This is a genomic window from Lentzea sp. NPDC042327 (assembly GCF_040647275.1).
Taxonomy (GTDB): Bacteria; Actinomycetota; Actinomycetes; order Mycobacteriales; family Pseudonocardiaceae; genus Lentzea.
This window is the reverse complement of the sequence record NZ_JBEZBX010000016.1, coordinates 37720-55635: the sequence shown is the minus strand read 5'-3', so window position 1 is coordinate 55635 and position 17916 is coordinate 37720. Positions and strand designations below refer to the sequence as shown.

16 protein-coding genes are annotated in these 17916 nt (G+C 70.8%); 10 read left to right on the top strand and 6 right to left on the bottom strand.

Features of this window, described 5'->3' with window-relative positions:
- The first annotated feature begins 23 nt into the window (after nucleotides 1–23).
- Nucleotides 24–1325, top strand: a complete 1302-nt coding sequence (locus AB0A63_RS32545) for a hypothetical protein (protein ID WP_360397980.1) — start codon at nucleotides 24–26, stop codon at nucleotides 1323–1325.
- Nucleotides 1326–1470: 145 nt separating this feature from the next.
- On the opposite strand, the gene AB0A63_RS32540 is transcribed toward AB0A63_RS32545, so the two are convergent.
- Entirely contained in the window at nucleotides 1471–2511 is a 1041-nt protein-coding gene (locus AB0A63_RS32540; protein ID WP_360397978.1) for an NAD(P)-dependent alcohol dehydrogenase, read from the bottom strand.
- 142 nt (nucleotides 2512–2653) lie between these two features.
- On the opposite strand from AB0A63_RS32540, the gene AB0A63_RS32535 reads away from it, so the two are divergent.
- Nucleotides 2654–3529, top strand: a complete 876-nt coding sequence (locus AB0A63_RS32535; RefSeq protein ID WP_360397976.1) for a helix-turn-helix transcriptional regulator — start codon at nucleotides 2654–2656, stop codon at nucleotides 3527–3529.
- 50 nt (nucleotides 3530–3579) lie between these two features.
- Here the strand turns inward: AB0A63_RS32535 and AB0A63_RS32530 are convergent, their stop codons facing one another.
- Nucleotides 3580–4356: an SDR family oxidoreductase gene (locus tag AB0A63_RS32530; RefSeq protein WP_360397974.1), complete on the bottom strand. Its 777-nt coding sequence runs from the start codon at nucleotides 4354–4356 to the stop codon at nucleotides 3580–3582.
- 76 nt (nucleotides 4357–4432) lie between these two features.
- On the opposite strand from AB0A63_RS32530, the gene AB0A63_RS32525 reads away from it, so the two are divergent.
- From AB0A63_RS32525 to AB0A63_RS32500, 6 genes are all read left to right on the top strand, one after another.
- A complete protein-coding gene (locus tag AB0A63_RS32525) occupies nucleotides 4433–5020 on the top strand; it encodes a TetR/AcrR family transcriptional regulator (protein ID WP_360397972.1) in 588 nt (195 codons plus the stop codon).
- A 208-nt stretch (nucleotides 5021–5228) separates the two neighbouring features.
- Nucleotides 5229–9116: an amino acid adenylation domain-containing protein gene (locus AB0A63_RS32520; protein WP_360397970.1), complete on the top strand. Its 3888-nt coding sequence runs from the start codon at nucleotides 5229–5231 to the stop codon at nucleotides 9114–9116.
- Nucleotides 9113–10033 carry a pseudouridine-5'-phosphate glycosidase gene (locus AB0A63_RS32515; RefSeq protein ID WP_360397968.1) on the top strand — a complete coding sequence of 307 codons (921 nt, stop codon included), beginning with the start codon at nucleotides 9113–9115 and terminating at the stop codon, nucleotides 10031–10033. Before AB0A63_RS32520 ends, AB0A63_RS32515 begins: the two co-directional genes overlap by 4 nt.
- Nucleotides 10030–10695, top strand: coding sequence for an HAD family hydrolase (locus AB0A63_RS32510; RefSeq protein WP_360397966.1), 666 nt, complete (start codon nucleotides 10030–10032; stop codon nucleotides 10693–10695). The genes AB0A63_RS32515 and AB0A63_RS32510 overlap by 4 nt, the downstream gene beginning before the upstream one ends.
- Nucleotides 10692–11357, top strand: coding sequence for a uracil phosphoribosyltransferase (upp, locus tag AB0A63_RS32505; RefSeq protein ID WP_360397964.1), 666 nt, complete (start codon nucleotides 10692–10694; stop codon nucleotides 11355–11357). Before AB0A63_RS32510 ends, upp begins: the two co-directional genes overlap by 4 nt.
- A gap of 13 nt (nucleotides 11358–11370) precedes the next feature.
- A complete protein-coding gene (locus tag AB0A63_RS32500; RefSeq protein ID WP_360397962.1) occupies nucleotides 11371–12276 on the top strand; it encodes an EamA family transporter in 906 nt (301 codons plus the stop codon).
- On the opposite strand, the gene AB0A63_RS32495 is transcribed toward AB0A63_RS32500, so the two are convergent.
- Nucleotides 12258–12830 carry a dihydrofolate reductase family protein gene (locus tag AB0A63_RS32495; RefSeq protein WP_360397960.1) on the bottom strand — a complete coding sequence of 191 codons (573 nt, stop codon included), beginning with the start codon at nucleotides 12828–12830 and terminating at the stop codon, nucleotides 12258–12260. The two genes, AB0A63_RS32500 and AB0A63_RS32495, sit on opposite strands and share 19 nt — an antisense overlap.
- Nucleotides 12831–13009: 179 nt before the next feature.
- Between AB0A63_RS32495 and AB0A63_RS32490 the strand changes: the two genes are divergently transcribed.
- Together AB0A63_RS32490 and AB0A63_RS32485 are read left to right on the top strand one after the other, a co-directional pair.
- On the top strand, nucleotides 13010–13213 hold the full coding sequence (locus AB0A63_RS32490) for a hypothetical protein (RefSeq protein WP_360397958.1): 204 nt from the start codon (nucleotides 13010–13012) through the stop codon (nucleotides 13211–13213).
- A 68-nt stretch (nucleotides 13214–13281) separates the two neighbouring features.
- Nucleotides 13282–13905 (top strand): leucine-rich repeat domain-containing protein, encoded by a 624-nt coding sequence (locus AB0A63_RS32485; protein WP_360397956.1) that lies wholly within the window; start codon nucleotides 13282–13284, stop codon nucleotides 13903–13905.
- Nucleotides 13906–13946: 41 nt separating this feature from the next.
- Here AB0A63_RS32485 and AB0A63_RS32480 read toward each other — a convergent pair whose 3' ends face one another.
- From AB0A63_RS32480 to AB0A63_RS32470, 3 genes are read right to left on the bottom strand one after another with little or no spacing between them, the layout of a single operon-like run.
- Nucleotides 13947–14564, bottom strand: coding sequence for an alpha/beta fold hydrolase (locus tag AB0A63_RS32480; RefSeq protein WP_360397954.1), 618 nt, complete (start codon nucleotides 14562–14564; stop codon nucleotides 13947–13949).
- Nucleotides 14542–16299 (bottom strand): asparagine synthase (glutamine-hydrolyzing), encoded by a 1758-nt coding sequence (gene asnB, locus AB0A63_RS32475; RefSeq protein ID WP_360397952.1) that lies wholly within the window; start codon nucleotides 16297–16299, stop codon nucleotides 14542–14544. The genes AB0A63_RS32480 and asnB overlap by 23 nt, the downstream gene beginning before the upstream one ends.
- On the bottom strand, nucleotides 16299–17915 hold the full coding sequence (locus AB0A63_RS32470; protein ID WP_360397950.1) for a non-ribosomal peptide synthetase: 1617 nt from the start codon (nucleotides 17913–17915) through the stop codon (nucleotides 16299–16301). The genes asnB and AB0A63_RS32470 overlap by 1 nt, the downstream gene beginning before the upstream one ends.
- Nucleotide 17916 lies beyond the last annotated feature (1 nt).

Below are 17916 nucleotides of genomic sequence, written 5' to 3'. Positions count from 1 at the left end.
GGACATGGGGGACAAGAGTGACGGTGACGACGGACAGACCGCGGGCGCTCGCGGACAGCGTGTTCCCCGAACCGGAGGGAGATCGCGCCGTCACCGGGTACGTGGCCGGTTTCCTGGCCTCGGTGGCGTTCCTGCTGCTCGTCCCGGCCGGCTGGGCGCGCTTAGACCACCTGTGGGCCGAGGACGGCGCGCGGTTCGCCGTCGACGCCCTCCGCTCCCCCGCGCTGCAGAACCTGGCCGACCCGTACGGCGGCTACCTGCACGTGCTGCCCCGGCTGGTGGCCGAACTGGTCGCGCTGCTGCCGCTGCCGTGGACGGCGGCCGGGTTCGCGGTCGCGGCGGCGGTGCTGCGGGCGGTCGTCGCGCTCGTCACGTTCGCGGCGTCCGGCGCGTACCTGCGGTCGACGGCGCTGCGGTTCGTGCTGGCCGCGCTCGTGGTCGTGGTGCCGGCGGGCAACTCCGAGACGTTGAACAACATGGCGAACCTGCACTGGTTCCTGCTGTACGGCGTGTTCTGGGCGCTGCTGTGGCGGACCGCGCCGCGCGTGCCGGTCGCGGTGTTCGTGGTCCTGGCGACGCTGTCGAGCCCGCTGGTCCTCCTGCTGGTCCCGATCGCGTTCGTCCGGCTGTTCCTGCCGCGCCGGGAGGTTCCGGTCGTGTTCCTGGCCGGTGCGCTGGTGCAGGGCGCGGTGGTGCTGTCCGCTGAACGCACGCCGTACTCGCACGACCCGGTCGACACCGTGCAGGTGCTGCTCGCGGCCCTGCTGCGGGTGCCGGTGGTGGCGCTGACCGGGTCGGAACGGCTCGGCCTCTTCTACCCCGCGCACGGCAACCTGGTCGTCCTCGGCGCGCTGCTGGTGACCGGTCTGCCCGTCCTCGCCGCGCTGTGGTGGGGCGACCGCGCCGGGCGGGCGCTGGCCGCGGTCGCCACCTGCTGCAGCGTGCTCCTGATCGGGCTGAGCCTGGTGCTGAACTGGAGCGCGGCGCTGCAGGTGCAGCAGCCGGGCGTGGTGCTCGCCGGGCAGCGCTACAGCGTCGCGCCGGTGCTGTTCCTGTTCACAGCGGTCGCGGTGGGGCTCGACGCGGCGCCTCCGGCCGCGTGGCAGCGGTTCGCCGTGCGGGCCGGGCAGTGGGTGCTCGGCATCCTGCTGGTGTCGAGCGTCATCGGACACCTCCAGGAGCCCGGCACGGTGCTGCGCGGTGTGCCGTGGGACGCGAGCGTGGAACAGGGCCGGGCGCAGTGCGCGGCGAACGCGCCGGAGGCACGGCTGGAGCACGAACCGGCGGGCTGGTTCTTCGTGCTGCCGTGCGACCGGCTGGGGTGAGGACGCCGGGGTTCAGTGCGCGCCGGCCTGAGCGCCTCCGGCCGGGAGTCTTGCCCGCCCCCGCACCCTCCTTGCTGCTCAGGTCACCCTCGAACAACGCACCCGACCATGAGGATGGAAAAGGCTCGGTACTCGCAGATGCCGGTCAGATCGTGGCGGCGTCGATCACGAACCGGTACCGCACGTCGCTGGCCTGCACCCGGTCGTAGGCCGTGTTGATCTCCTCGGCGGTGATCAGCTCGATCTCCGCGCCGAGGGAGTGCTCCGCGCAGAAGTCCAGCATCTCCTGGGTCTCCGCGATGCCGCCGATCATCGAGCCCGCGAGGGTCTTGCGACCGCCGAGCAGACCGAACAGGTTGATCGAGACCGGCTCCTCGGGGGCACCGACGTTGACCAGCGCGCCGTCGGTCTTGAGCAGGCCGAGGTAGGCGGTGAGGTCGAGCGGCGCGGACACCGTGGAGACGATGACGTCGAACCGGCCCGCCAGCTCGGAGAACGTGGCCGGGTCGCTCGTGGCGCGGTAGTCGTGGGCACCGAGCTTGAGGCCGTCGTCCTTCTTGCGCAACGACTGCGACAGCACGGTCACCTCGGCGCCGAGCGCGGCGGCGATCTTCACGCCCATGTGGCCGAGACCGCCCAGGCCGACGATCGCGACCTTCTTGCCGGGCGCCACGCCCCAGTGCTTGAGCGGCGAGTACAGCGTGATGCCCGCGCACAGCAGCGGCGCGGCCACGTCCAGCGGCAGGGCGTCCGGGATGCGGACGACGAAGTTCTCGTCGACCACGATCTGCTGCGAGTAGCCGCCGTGGGTAGCCTGGCCATCCCGGCCGATGGCGTTGTAGGTCATGGTGTTGCCGTTGGCGCAGTACTGCTCCAGGCCGCGCAGGCAGTAGTCGCACTCGCGGCACGAGTCGACCATGCAGCCGACGCCGACGCGGTCGCCGACGGCGTGCCGGGTGACCTCGGAGCCGACCTCGACGACGACACCCGCGATCTCGTGGCCGGGGACCATCGGGAAGATGGCCTCGCCCCAGCCCTCGTTGACCTGGTGGATGTCGGAGTGGCAGATGCCCGCGTACTTGATGTCGATCAGGACGTCGTGCGCGCCGACGGCGCGACGCTCGATCGTGGTGCGCTCCAGCGGTGCCTTGGGTGCCGCAGCGGCGTAGGCAGCGACGGTGCTCATCAGGTTCTCCTCGTCTCGTCGTGTCACCGAGAACACTGCCCCGGTCGCCGGTCGCTACCCAGACACCTGGTTTTCGTACGTCCGCTGTGCCTACCACTGGCAGTAGCAGGCACGGTTCACGCAGGTCAGGGATACTCGGGGCATGACAGTGGACCCACGCACCGAGCTGAGCGAGTTCCTGCGCAGCCGCCGGGCGCGGCTGTCACCCGACGACGTGGGGCTGCCGCGGTTCGGCCGCGCCCGCCGCGTCCCCGGTCTGCGCCGCGAGGAGCTGGCCCAGCTGGCGGGTGTCTCGGTCGCGTACTACACGCGGCTGGAACAGGGCAACGGCCGCAACGTCTCGGCCGAGGTCTGGGACTCGATCGCCCGCGCCCTGCGGCTGTCCGACGCCGAGCACGCGCACCTGCGCAACCTCACGCGCAGCCGCACCGGCACGAAGAAGAAGGCGCAGCGCTCGCACGTGCGCCCGGCGTTGCAGCACCTGCTCGACAACGTCGGCGTGCCCGCGTACATCGGCGGCCGGCGTTCGGACGTCCTCGCCTGGAACCCGATGGCCGCGGCGTTGTTCGGCGACTGGTCCGAGCTGGAGCCGCGCGAGCGCAACTGGGGCCGGCTGATCTTCCTGCACCCGTCCTACCAGGAGCTGTTCGCCGACTGGCAGAGCAAGGCCGCCGACGTCGTCGCCTTCCTGCGGATGGACGCCGGGTGCTACGCCGACGACCCGGAGCTGGCCGCGCTGGTCGGCGAGCTGTCGTTGAAGAGCGCGCTGTTCCGCAAGCTGTGGGCCAAGCACGACGTGAAGGAGAAGTCCTTCGGCACCAAGGTGTTGCGGCACCCGCTGGTGGGCGAGATGACACTGGCGTACGAGACGCTGCGGATGCCCAGCGAGCCGGAGCTGTTCTTCACCACCTACCACGCGGAACCGGGTTCGGCGTCCGCGGAGGCTTTGCAGCTGCTCGCGAACTGGGGCCGGGACGCGACCAGGGCGGGCACGTCGGTGCACAACCACCAGTCGTGAAAAGGCTGCCGCGCACCGGAACCGTCGCCTGGCCGCAGGGCACCTGAGCCTCAGGCCGACAGCGCGGCCATCGCCCTGACCGCCTGCCGCCTGCTGACCAGGCGCGACAAGCTGACCAGGACCCGGTTCGCCCGCCCGACCGCGATGCTCGGCGGCGGGTTGCGCCGGTCCAGCGTCCGCAACGCCGTGCGCACCACCAGCTCCGGCCCGACCTTGCGCGCACCGCCCGAGGCCTGCTCGCCGGCGACGGCGAAGAACTCCGTCTCGGTCGCGCCGGGTGAGAGCGCGAGCACCCGCAGGCCGCTGCGCCGGTGCTCCTGCCACAGCGCCTCGGTGAAGCTCAGCACGAACGCCTTGGCCGCGCCGTAGACCGCCATCCGCGGCGTCGGGTGGTAGGCGGCCATGCTCGCGACGTTGACCAGCACCCCGCGCCCGGACGCCACCAGCTCGCCGAGGAACGTCCTGGACAGCTCGACCACCGCGGAGACGTCGAGCGCGATCTCGGTGCGCAGCCGTTCCACGTCCTCCTGCGCGAACGGCCCGTACGTGCCGAACCCGGCGTTGTTGACCAGCCCGGTCAGCGTGAGCCCGCGCGCCCGCAGCCCGGCGGCCAGCTCCGGCACGGCGTCCGGCTGGGTGAGGTCGCACGGCAGCACGGTGACCTCGACACCCTTCAGCTCGGCGGCCAGTGCCTCCAGCCGCTCCGCCCGGCGCGCCACCAGCACCAGGTCAGCGCCCCTGCGGGCGAGCTCACGGGCGAACTCCGCACCGATCCCGGCACTGGCACCGGTGACGAGGACGCGAGCACCTCGGTAGTCGATTGTCACTTCTGGGCCTCCCTGGCATCAAGTGCCAACCTAGCACCAGATGCCAGGAGTGCGCCACGGCACTAGGGTTGGCGGCATGTCAGAGCGCCTGTGGGACCGCACCCGCCGCCGCGTCCAGGAGGAGGTCGTGGACGCCGCGCTGGCGTTGTTCCTGGAGCAGGGCTTCGAGGAGACGACGGTCGACCAGGTGGTGGCGGCGACCGGGATCTCCCGGCGCTCCTTCTTCCGCTACTTCGGCTCGAAGGAGGACATCGTCTTCGGCGACCTCGCCGAGCAGGGGCCGGTGATCCTGGCGGCGCTGCGCGCGCGTCCCGACGACGAGCCGATCTGGGAGGCGCTGGCGCACGCGTTCGAGGTGATCGGCGAGCACACGAGCCCCGAACGCGGCGCCGCGATCGGGCGGCTGGTCGCGACCACCCCCGCGTTGCGCGCCGCCCACCTGGAGAAGCACCTGCGCTGGCAGGAGGCGCTGGCCCCGGAGGTCGAACGCCGCGTCGGCACCGGTGGCGCCCCGGCCGGCCTCGTCGGCGAGGCGGTCGTGGCGACCCTGCTGGCGTGCCTGGACGCGGCCAGCACGGTGTGGCTGCGCCAGGGCGGCGGCGACCTCGGCGAGCTGCGCCGGCTCACCTGGCAGGCGCTCGACGCAGTCCGAAGTGGACGATGACCGGGCCTTCCACGTCGGCCTGACGCCCCTCACCGGCCCGCGCGGGCCGGACCGACCGTCCTCAGTGGAACGACCCTGGGTCCGACGTGCCGTGACGGCCTCGTCTCGGCACGTCCTCCAGACGGATTCGAGGCGCCGTTCGTACGTTTTCCACCGCACTGGGCTCTCGTACCCATTGGTCACCACCGACGCCTTGGGGGCTTCTCGCATGCCGAACGCAGCTTCAGTCGACGGTACGCAGCGCGACGGCGGGTGCCTGCCCGACCTGCTGCGCAAGCAGGTCGAGGAGCACCCCGACCGCACGGCCGTGGTGTTCGGCGACAGCAGCCTCAGCTACGGCGAGCTGTTCGAGCAGAGCTCCGCGCTGGCGACGCACCTGCGCAGACTGGGCATCACGGCCGACGACTGCGTGGGCATGTTCGTCGAACCGTCGCTGGACCTCGTGGTCGGCGCGTGGGGCATCCTCTGCAGCGGTGGCGCGTACCTCCCGCTGAGCCCCGAGTACCCGGAGGAACGCCTGCGGTACATGATCGAGGACTCGCGCACGAAAGTCGTGCTGACCCAGCCGGGGCTCAAGGCCCGCCTCGCGGAGCTCGCGCCGAGCGGCACCAGGATCGTCACGCTCGCCGACTGCGACGAGGCGTTCGACGACGGCTTCAGCCCCGCGCACGACAGCCTCGCCTACATCATCTACACCTCCGGCAGCACCGGTAAGCCCAAGGGCGTGATGATCGAGCACCGCAGCATCGTCAACCAGATGCTGTGGCTGCACGACGCGCACGGCATCGACGGCACGAAGCGCGTGGTGCAGAAGACGCCGATGAGCTTCGACGCCGCGCAGTGGGAGATCCTCGCACCGGCGGTCGGCAGCACGGTGGTGATGGGACGGCCCGGCATCTACCGCGACCCCGAGATGCTGATCGGCACGATCCGCGAGCACGACGTCACCACGCTGCAGTGCGTGCCGACGTTGCTGCAGGCGCTGATCGACACCGAGGAGCTCCACACCTGCACGAGCCTGCGGCAGATCTTCAGCGGCGGTGAGGCGTTGTCCCGCACGCTCGCGGTCAGCGCGACCGCCACCATGCCGGACACGCAGCTCGTCAACCTCTACGGGCCGACCGAGACGACGATCAACTCGTCGTCGTTCACCGTCGACCCGGCGCAGCTGGCGAACGCCCCCAAGTCCATCTCCATCGGAGCGCCGGCCGCGAACACCACCTACCTGGTGCTCGACGAGAACCGCGACATGGTGCCGCTGGGCGAGATCGGCGAGCTGCACATCGGCGGCCTCCAGGTCGCCCGCGGGTACCTGCACCAGCCGGAGCTGACCGCGGAGCGGTTCGTGGACGGCATGTTCCGCACCGGCGACCTGGTCACGCAGAACCCGGACGGCACCGTGCAGTTCGCCGGCCGCGCCGACAGCCAGGTGAAGCTGCGCGGCTACCGGGTGGAGCTCGACGAGATCCGGCTCGCGATCGAGACGCACGACTGGGTGCGCAACGCGGCGGTCATCGTGAAGTCCGACGAGCGCACCGGGTTCCAGAACCTGATCGCGTGCGTCGAGCTGAACCCCAAGGAAGCCGCGCTGATGGACCAGGGCAACTCCGGTGCCCACCACCAGTCGAAGTCCTCCCGGCTGCAGGTCCGCGCGCAGCTGTCGAACCCCGGCGTGCGCGACGACCTCGGCGGGCGCGAGGCGTTCGAGCTGCCCGGTGAGGAGGCGTCCTGCCTGCAGCGCAAGGTCGTGTTCTCGCGCAAGTCCTACCGGTTCTACGAGGGCGGCGCGGTCACCGCGGCCGACCTCGCCGCGTTGCTGGGCCGCCAGGTCGACGCGACCGGCTCGAAGGACCCGAAGTCCGTGCGGTTCGCGGAGCTGGGCGAGATCCTGCGCTACTTCGGCGCGCACTACAGCGACCAGCGGCTGCTGCCCAAGTACGGCTACGCCTCGCCGGGTTCGCTCTACGCGACCCAGATCTACCTGGAGCTGCACCACATCGCGGGCCTGCCGGCGGGGTTGTACTACTACCACCCGCTGCGCCACCAGCTCGTCCGGATCGCCCAGGTCGAGGAGCAGGAGCCGCAGGTCAAGCTGCACTTCATCGGGCGGAGGGCCGCCATCGAGGGCGTGTACCAGAACAACGTCCAGGAGGTCCTGGAGATCGAGACCGGCCACATGGTCGGCCTCTTCGAGGAGGTCCTGCCCGGCTACGGCCTCGACCTGCGGGCCGCCGCGCACACCCCCGAGATCAAGGACCTGCTCGACGTCGCCGACGAGGACCACTACCTCGGCACGTTCCAGCTGACCGCCCACACCGGCCCGCGCACCGACGACGCCGTCGACGTCTACGTCCAGACCCACCCCGGCAAGGTCGCGGACCTGCCCGCGGGCCAGTACCGCTACCGCGACGGCGAGTTCGAGCGCGTCTCGGACGAGCTGGTGCTGCGCAAGCACGTCATCGCCATCAACCAGGCCGTGTACGAGCGGGCCAGCTTCGGCGTCACGGTCGTCAGCCGCACCACCGAGCCGTGGCGCGAGTACGTCGACCTCGGCCGGACCATGCACCGGCTGTCCGCCAACGACGTCGACCTCGGTTTCATGTCGTCGGGCTACAGCTCCAAGTCCGGCAACGACCTGCCGTCGGCCAAGCGCATCAACGGCGTGCTGGCCGACCTCGGTGAGGCGCCCGGCCCGTCGTACTTCTTCCTGGGCGGCAAGGTCTCCTACGCCCAGCGGCGCAGCCCCGGCATGAACGAGGACGTCGTGCACATGAAGGGACCGGCCGAGCTGATCCGCGACGACCTGGTCAACTTCCTGCCCGACTACATGATCCCGAACAAGGTCGTGGTGCTGGACGCGTTGCCGGTCACCGCGAACGGCAAGATCGACGTCAAGGCGCTGGAGAAGTCCGACAAGACCAACGCCGACGACAACGACCGCCCGTTCGTCGCCCCGCGCACCACGACCGAACGCCGCGTCAGCGAGCTGTGGAAGAAGCTCATGAAGCGCGAGACCGTGTCGACGCACGACGACTTCTTCGAGACCGGCGGCAACTCGCTGATCGCGGTCGGCCTGGTCAACCGGATCAACAAGGACTTCGGCACCTCGCTGCCGTTGCAGGTGCTGTTCGAGTCGCCGACGATCGAGCAGCTGTCCCGCCGGGTCGACGGCGTCCACGAGGGACCGATCTCCCGGCTCGTGCCGATGAGCTCCGGCGGCACCGGCGCACCGGTGTTCTGCTGGCCCGGTCTGGGCGGCTACCCGATGAACCTGCGCACGCTGGCGAGCAAGTCGGAGAAGACGTTCTACGGCGTGCAGGCGCACGGCATCAACGAGGGCGAGACGCCGTACCGCACCATCCGCGAGATGGCCGCCGCCGACGTCGAGGCGATCAAGAAGGTCCAGCCGGAGGGCCCGTACACGCTGTGGGGCTACTCGTTCGGCGCGCGGGTCGCGTTCGAGACGGCGCACCAGCTGGAGCAGGCCGGGCACGAGGTGCGCACCCTGTTCCTGATCGCGCCGGGCTCGCCGAAAGTCCGCGACGAGCGCGACAGCAACGAGGCCGCGTACGACAACAGGGCGTTCGTGACCATCCTGTTCTCGGTGTTCGCGGGCAGCATCACCGACCCGCGGCTGCAGCGGTGCCTGGAGGTGGCGCGCGACGAGGAGAGCTTCGCCGGGTTCGTCAGCGCCGAGTTCCGCGACCTCGACCCCGAGCTGGTGCGGCGGATCATCCGGATCGTCACCGAGACGTTCTCCTTCAAGTACACCTTCAGCGAGCTCGCCGAACGCACGATCACCGCGCCCATCACCATCTTCAAGGCGCGGGGCGACGACTACTCGTTCATCGAGGGCAGCGAAGGTTTCTCTGCAGTGCCCCCCGTCATCGTCGACCTGGAGGCGGACCACTACAGCCTGCTGCGCGAGCCCGACATCGACGAGCTGATGACCGCCATCGGCCAGTCGCAGGTGCGCCGGCAGGTCGAGCTGCACGCCGCCGCGCACGTGCCGGTGCTGCTCACCGACGAGCAGATGTCCGAGCTGATCGAGGCCGTGACCAAGGCGGTCACGCTGGCGATCGGAGGTAGTTCGTGAGCATTCCCCTGGTGTACAGCGAGGAAGTGGCCGAGGCGATCACCGCCGGACAGCCCGTGGTGGCGTTGGAGTCCAACGTCATCACGCACGGCCTGGACTACCCGGACAACGCCGAGACCGCCCGCAGCGTGCAGGACGCCGTGCGCGCGGGTGGCTCGGTGCCCGCGACGATCGGCATCGACGGCGGCCGCATCCTCGTCGGCATGACCGACACCGACATCGAGCGGTTCGCGTCCACACCGAAGATCCCGAAGGTCAGCAGCCGGGACCTGCCGATCGTGCTGGCCCGCGGCGGCATGGGCGCCACGACCGTCGCGTCGTCGGTGATCGCCGCCGAGCTCGCCGGGCTGAAGTTCTTCTCCTCCGCGGGGATCGGCGGTGTGCACCGCGGCGCCGAGCGGACGATGGACGTGTCGTCGGACCTGATCCAGTTCACCCGCTCGAAGGTCGCCGTGGTGTGCGCGGGCGCGAAGAACATCCTGGACCTCGGGCTCACCCTGGAGTTCCTGGAGACGCACTGCGTGCCGGTCGTGTCCTACCGCTCCGACGACTTCCCGGCGTTCTACTGCACCTCCAGCGGGTTCCGCAGCCCGCACCGGATCGACGACCCCGCGGTGCTGGCGCGCGCGGTCGAGAACCACTGGCGGCTCGGCGGCCCCGGCTCGTTCCTCGTCACCACACCCACGAAACCGGGGGACGCGATCGACGGCGGTGAGGTCGAGTCGGTGATCGCCGAGGCGGTCGAGCGCGCCGAACGCGAGGGCGTGACCGGACAGGCGATCACGAAGTACCTGATGAAGGCCGTCGAACGCGCCACGGAAGGCCGTTCCGCCAAGGCGAACACCGCGGTGCTGGTCAGCACCGCCGAGGTCGCCGGCGAGCTGGCCGCCGCCCACGCGAGGGAGTTCAGCCGATGAGCCGCCGCTGCGTGGTGTTCGACCTCGACGGCACGCTGGTCGACACCCCGACCGGGATCGTCACGACGTTCGCCGCCGTGTTCGCCCAGCTCGGACTGCCCACCGCGGACTCGGGCGCGATCCGGTCCACGATCGGGCTGCCGCTGCCGGCGGCGTTCGCGAAGCTGCTGGGCGTCGCGGCCGACGACCCGGTGGCCGCCGACTGCGTGGAGCTCTACCAGTCGACGTTCCGCCGGATCGTGCTGCCGATGGCCACCCGGCTCGTGTTCCCCGGCGTGCACGACGGGCTGGAGGAGCTGGCGGACGGCGGTGTCCTGCTCGCCGTGGCCACCAGCAAGTTCATCGCCAACGCCGAGGCGCTGCTCACCGCGGCCGGGCTGCGCGAGCACTTCGCCGTCGTCGTCGGCGCGGACCAGGTGCCCGCGCCGAAGCCCGACCCCGCGTCCGGGTTCGTGGTGCTCGACGCGCTGGACGTGGCCGCGGCGAACGCGGTGATGGTCGGCGACACCACCCACGACGTGCTGATGGCGCACGCCGCCGGGATGGCGTCGATCGGCGTGACCTACGGCGTGCACAGCGTCGAACAACTGCTCAGCGCCAACCCCACCTGGCTCGTCGACTCGTTCGCCGGGGTCGTGGCCGCTGCCAAGGAGTGCCCGTGATCTCCATCGAGGCCTACCTCGAGAAGAACGTCCACCTGTTGCCGCAGACCAACCAGCTGCGCGCGATGCACACGATCGTCCGCGACCGCGAGGTGTCGCGCGAGGAGTTCGTCTTCTACACCGAACGCATCATCCGGCTGCTCGTGGAGGCCGGGCTCGACCTGCTGCCGTTCACACCGCGCGACGTCACCACCCCGGTCGGCGCGACCTACCACGGGTTGCGGTTCGCGGAGGACCTCGTCGGCGTCCCGATCGTGCGGGCGGGCGAGAGCATGGAGGCCGGGCTGCGGGCGGTGGTCAGGGGCGTGCGGATCGGCAAGATCCTCATCCAGCGCGACAGGGTGACCAAGCTGCCGAAGCTGTACTACTCGGCGTTGCCGGAGGACATCGCGTCCCGCCAGGTGCTGCTGCTCGACCCGATGCTCGCGACCGGTGGCACCGCGCTGGCCGCGGTTCAAGTGCTGCTCGACCACGGGGTGCTAGAAGAGAACATCGTGTTCGTCACCTTCATCACGGTGCCCGAGGGCATCGAGGCGGTGTGCTCGCGCTACCCGCGGGTGCGGATCGTGACGTCCGCGATCGAGGAACGGCTCAACGAGAACGCCTACATGCTGCCCGGCATCGGTGACTTCGGGGATCGGTTCTTCGGCACCGACAAGTGACGGGGGCAGTGCCATGAAGGGCAACCGACTGCTGGCGGACTCGGCGACCACCGCGCTGGCACCGATGATCTGGGGCAGCACCTACCTCGTCACCACCCAGCTGCTGCCACCGGACCGGCCGCTGCTGGCCGCGGTGGTGCGCGCGTTGCCGGCGGGGCTGATCCTGTTGCTGTTCGGGCGCATCCTGCCCACCGGCATCTGGTGGTGGCGCGCGCTCGTGCTGGGCACGCTGAACATCGGCGCGTTCTTCTTCCTGCTCTTCGTCGCCGCCTACCGGCTGCCCGGCGGGGTCGCGGCGCTCGTCGGCTCGGTGCAGCCGATGGTCGTGCTGGTGCTCGCCGCGCTGCTGCTGGGCGACCGCGTCCGGCTCCCCCACCTGCTGGCGTGCCTGGCCGCTTCGGCGGGGGTGGCGCTGCTCGTGCTGAAGGCGACGGCGCAGCTGGACGTCGTCGGCGTGCTGGCGGCGCTGGGCGGCGCGGTCTGCATGGCGTCGGGCATCGTGCTGACCAAGCGGTGGCAGCGGCCGGCCGAGGTCAACGTGCTGCTGTTCACCGGCTGGCAGCTCACCGCGGGCGGGATCGTGCTGCTGCCGGCCCTGTTCCTGCTGGAGGGCCTGCCGAGCACGATCAACGGCACCAACGCGCTCGGCTTCGGCTACCTGATCGTGCTCGGGTCGCTCTTCGCCTACTCGGTCTGGTTCCGCGGCACCGACCGGGTGCCGGCGATCGGGCTGTCGTTCCTGGGGTTCTTCAGCCCGCTCGTCGCCACCCTGCTGGGGCTGGTGTTCCTCGGTCAGACGCTGTCGCTGCTCCAGCTCATCGGCGCGCTGGTGCTGATCGGCTCGATCGTCCTGGTCCAGCTCACCCCGGCACGACCGGTGGCCGTGCCGGAGCGCGAGCGTCAGCGCGTGACGTCGTAGACCAGCTTCTGGATGCCGTTGGAGTAGGACTCGCTCTCGACCAGCGTCAGCAGCTGCTTGTCCTTGTCGGTCTCGCTGAACAGCCGCTTGCCCGCGCCGAGCAGCACCGGGAACACCAGCAGGTGGTAGCGGTCGATCAGGCCGACGTCGGACAGGCTGCGGTTCAGCGTCGCGCTGCCGTGGATCGAGATCGGGCCGCCGTCGGTCTCCTTGAGCGCGGCCACGTCGTCGAGGGAGCGCAGGATCGTGATGTCGCCCCAGTTGCCGACGAGCTGGTCCTCCTCCAACGTGCTGGAGACGACGTACTTCGGCATCGCGTTGTACCGCGGGAAGTAGTCGAGCGCCGGCCACACCGGGGAGAACGCCTCGTAGCTGACCCGGCCCATCATCATGGCCGCGGCCTCCTCCTGCTCACGGCCCTTGATCTCGTAGGCTGCCTCGTCGAACGCGATGTCCTTGAAGGTCCAGCCGGAGCTGCGGTGGCCCGGCTCGCCGCCGGGGGCCTCGACGACGCCGTCGAGCGAGACGAACGCGGTGGCGATCAGGGTGCGCATCGATCTTCTCCTCAGGTGCTCCGGTGTGCTCTCACCAGCACGTCGATCGGGAGCGGCCGCGATCGACACGCGCATCCTGCCTGATTTCCCCGTGAACGACCGGTCAGGAATCGAGAAGCGCGGACCGCACCCGTGCTCATACCGTTGACCTCGACAAACACCCGACTGGGAGGTTCGAGATGAGCAAGCGGATGCGCCGGTTCCACCGCGTCGTGAGCATGGTCTTCATGGTCACGGTCGTCTTCACGGCGGTCGCGCTGACGGTGGACAGCTCGGTGGTGTGGGTGTCGTACGTGCCGCTGCTGCCGTTGTTCGTGCTGATGGCCACCGGCGTCACCATGTGGTTCCGCCCGCGCCGCCGAGCCGCACAGGCCCAGGTCTAGCCGTTCGGCGTGCAGGGCAACCGGTTGATCCCGACGGGCCGAACGGTGGCAGCGATACCCTGCCCGTCATGGGGGAGACCGAGGACGGGTGCCGGTGCGTCGACAGGACCCGGCAGCTCGTGCGCTTCCACCCGGACCGCCAGAACCCGGCGTCACCGGGCTGGCTGCACCTGCTGGAGGTGGTCGAGGAGGCCGCGGCAGACGGGCGCGCGTTGTTCCGGCCGTTGCGCGAGCTGAGTCCCGTGGAGCAGCACCAGATCATCACCCTGCCGCCCACGATCGCGAAGCTGACGGCGGTCGAGGTGCTGGACCTGCGCGGGTCGAACCTGGTCCGCGTGCCGCCGGAGATCGGTGCCATGACGAGCCTGCGGCGGTTCGACCCGCACACCTCGCACCGGCTGCACTGGTTCCCGTACGAGCTGACCCGCTGCCGGAACCTCGCCGAGAGCCGGGTCAGCGCGGACGCGCTCTACGCGGGCCACGTGTTCCCGGTGCTGGTGCCGCCCACGACCGACCTCTCCCGCCTCGACCCCGGCACGCACGGCACCGAGCACGTCCGCGCGTGCAGCGTGTGCGACGGCCCCGTGACCGAGCTGCACCAGCGCTGGGTCGTGCGACACGTCGCCGAGGCCCTGGTTCCACTGCTCGCGAACACCTGCTCGCCCATCTGCGCAGCCAAAACCTCCCCCTAGCCCCTCCCTTGCTGCCCAGGCAGATGCCAGGAGAGGGCTGGTCAGAGCAGGTCGGGGGCCTCCAGCAGGGCTGAGTGGCCGCCGGGGAACTCGGTGCGGGTGAACACGCCCGTGGTCACCTCGGCCCACGCGGCGACACCGGCCGGGGACGTCAGCGGGTCCTCCTCGCCGTGCGCGGCGAAGACCGGGCACCGCAGCACCGGGTGGTCCGACGGCCGGAACTCGCCCAGCAGCGTCATGTCCCGCGCCGCGGTCTCCACCACGACGTCGCGCCACTCCCCCGCGACGAGCCCCGGCGCCACCCGCTCCAGGTACGCCTCGGTGTCCGAAATGGACTCCGGTGCCACGGAATGCCGGGACGGCGCAACGGCTCCGAGCACCACCAGCCGTTCGACGGCGACACCGGAGGTCTCCAGCACCCCGGCGACCGCATAGGCCACGTAGGCACCGAAGCTGTGCCCGACGAGCACCGGCCGTTCCCCGGTGACCTGCTCCGCGCACGCCTCGACCAGCGCGCCGAACGACGCCGCCGGCGCGCTGCGCCCGAACCGCCCCGGGTACTTCACCAGCGTCCCCGAGCGCAGCAACGCCCGGCAGTCGCTGCCGTAGGACCCGGCACCGGGGAAGACGAACACCTCAGACCCGCAACCCGAGCTCATCCACCACCATCGCGATGCTGATCGCACTCAACCGGAAGTCGAACTTGTCCGTGCCCGGCGCGACGGTCAGGGACCCCGGCGCCAGCACCCCGCTGGCCACCACGAGCTCCTCCCACCGCGCCCACGTCACCGGGTCCACGACGGAGTCCAGGTCGTAGGCGGTGAACCCGTGCTTGCCCCGGTTCAGCACCGAGTCCGGCACGATCCCGCGGTAGGCCGACCGCAGGCACGCCTTGCCCTCGAAGTCCGCCACCTTCTCCGCGTCCGGGACCCGCAACGCCGCCGCCACCACGCCGTTGCCCAGGAACGGGTACCGCCCCTCGACCGAGTTCCGCATGACCATCGCGTCACCGTGGTCGCCGAGCAGGTGCCCGGACAGCTGCACGTGCACGTCCGCGACCGACCGCAGCTGCATGGGGGAGAGCGAGCGCACCTCGTCGTCGCTGAACGGGATCAGCCGCGAGCGCCAGAACTCCGCGCCCCGCAGGGCTTCCTGAACCTCCGGCGCGAGGAACGCCGTGCGGCGCGAGGACACCTTGTCCCAGTTCACCTCCCACGCGAAGTCGGCCCTGCCCCAGGCCTGCTCGTTCTCGTCACGACCGGGCCGACGGCCGCGGCCCGCGCTGTCGAACGCGTAGGAGTCGTAGCCGAAGAACAGCTCGTCGGCGCCCTCACCGGACACCACGCCCTTGATCCCGGCGGACCGGACCGCGTCGGCGAGCATCATCGCGGCGACGTTGTAGGTCTCCCGCTGCGGGAAGCAGCAGTGCCGCACCATCTTCTCGAACGACGCGGTGATGTCGGAGACCCCGCACCGGATCTGCTCGTGCTTGGTCTCGGCGAGGGCGGCGACCTCGCGCTGGAACCGGCCCTCGTCGAGCGACGGGTCGTCGAACACCACCGAGAACGTCCTCATCGGACGGTCCACGAGCGACGCCGCCTCCAGCACGATCGCCGTGGAGTCGAAGCCACCGCTGAGGTACGCGCCGATCTCCACGTCCGCGTGCAGCCGCGCCGACACCGACTCGCGCAGTGCCGACCGCAGCTCCTCCGCGGGCACCGGGTCCTCGGTGAAGTCGCCGTAACGCCAGTACCGCACGGTCTCCACGCCGTCGGCCGAGATCCGGACGGCACATCCCGGCGGCACCGCGGACACACCGTGCACCAGCGTCCTGGGCGCGACGACGTTGCCGAGCGAGAAGTACTGGTCCACCGCGGTCACGTCGACCCGCCACGCCTGCCCCGCGCACTGCACCAGCGCCTTGAGCTCGGAGCAGAAGTGCACGGACGAGCCCACCGCCGTGTAGTACAGCGGGCAGACGCCGAACCGGTCGCGCGCCAGGTACAGCGCGTTCTCCGCCCGGTCGAACACCACCGACGCGAACTGCCCGTCGACCTCCGCCAGCCCCGCGATGCCGTGTGCCGCGACGAGGTCGGGGATCACGGCGACGTCCACGCCGTTGGCCGGGTCGGTGCCCAGCCGCGCCTTCAGCGCACGGGCGTTGTAGATCTCGCCGTTCGTCATCGCCACGAACCGGCCGCCGCGGTCCTCCGCCGGCTGCCAGCCGTCGACCAGTCCGGTCATGCCGAGCCGGCCCAGCTTCACCGCCAGCGTCGGCGTGTTCAGCGAGTACGTCTCGTCCGGGCCGCGGTGCACGAGCCGGGTGTGCATGGCCGCGGCGACACCGCGGTCGACCTGGCCGTCGGGCGCGAACGTCCCGCACACGCCGCACATCAGGCGCTCCGCTCGCGCAGCGCGGTGGTGAGCGACTTCAGGTTCTCGGCGCGCAGCACGTCCCGCACGCCCGCGTCCATCCAGCCGAGCCTGCGCAACTCGTTCACCAGCACCACGGTCGAGGCCGAGTCGCCGCCGATGTCGAAGAAGTTGTCGTCCAGGGAGGCGTCGGAGACACCGGTGAGCTGCCGGGCCAGTGCGAGCACCCGGTCCTCCGGCAGATCGGTCACCGCCGCCGCCGTCGTCGTGCGCGCGGCCCGCAGGGCGTCCCGGTCGACCTTCCCGTTGGGCGTGTACGGCATCTGTTCGATGCGCGTGACCACCGACGGCACCTTGTAGGGGTCGAGCACCGCTTCCAGATGGGCGCGCACGGCCCGTTCGTCGACCGTGCCGACGAAGTAGCAGACCAAGGCGTCCGCGATCTCGGAACCGTCGTGCGACTCGGCCGTCACGACCGCCTCGACCACGCCCGCCAACCGGCAGGCGGCGCTCTCGATCTCACCGGGGTCGAGCCGATAGCCGCGGACCTTCAGCTGCCGGTCGGCGCGTTCGACGAAGTACAGCCGCCCGTCGCGTTCCTCGACCACGTCACCGGTCCGGTAGGCGCCCTCGAAGCGCTGCACGCCGTCGGCGGTCAGGTACCCGATCGCCACGCTGCGCCCGATGATCACCAGCTCGCCGCGGGAGGCCGGGTCGCCGGGGCGCGGCACGACCTCGTACCCGCAGTCGCCGACGACCTCGCCCAGCGGCACGGTCTCCGTGTGCAGCGCCGGGTCGAGCACGTCGCTCAGCAGGTTGCAGACGGTGGTCTCGGTCAGCCCGTAGGCGTTGTGGAACGCCGCCACCGCCGACCACTTGCCGACCAGCGCCGGACGGCACGCGCCACCGCCGTTCACCACGTGCCGCAACGACATCGAGCCGGTCGGCTCGGTCGCGGTCAGCGCGAACGGCGTGGTCTTCAGGTGCGTGATCCGCAGGTCCTCCAGCGTGGCCTGCAGCACCGGGCCCGGCGCCAGCCGCGACTCGTCCACCACGACCAGGCAGGCACCCGAGGTGAGGGTCCAGAGGATCTCGGTGACGCAGCCGTCGAACGTGAGCCGCGCGAACTGCAACGTCCGGCAGTCCGGTGTGAGCTCCAGCCGCCGCACGTGGTCGGCGATCATCCGCGCCAGCGGGTCCACCGCGACCAGCACGCACTTCGGCTCACCGGTCGAGCCGGAGGTGTGGATCGCGTAGGCGGCCCCGGTCTGCCCGACCGCCCGCTTCTCGCCGGGCACCTCGACGAGCTCACCGCCGCGGGCGAGCCACGCGACGCCGAGCGCGGCGACCTTCTCCGCGTTCGACGTGCTGTCGCGCGGGTCCAGCACCACGAACGGCCGGCCGGAGGTCAGCGCACCGGCCAGCGCGACGATCGTCGCGGCACCGCGCGCGGCCTCGACCCCGACGAACTCGCCGGGAGCGGTGCACGCTTCGAGCTGTCCCGCGAACGCCGCGACGCGGTCGCCGAGCTCGCGGTAGGTGATCGTCTCGGCCGCCGTCTCGACGGCGGCGCGATCGGCGTGCTCGACGAAGGCACGCCGGATCGCGTCCACGATGGAAAGCTGCTCAACCAACACG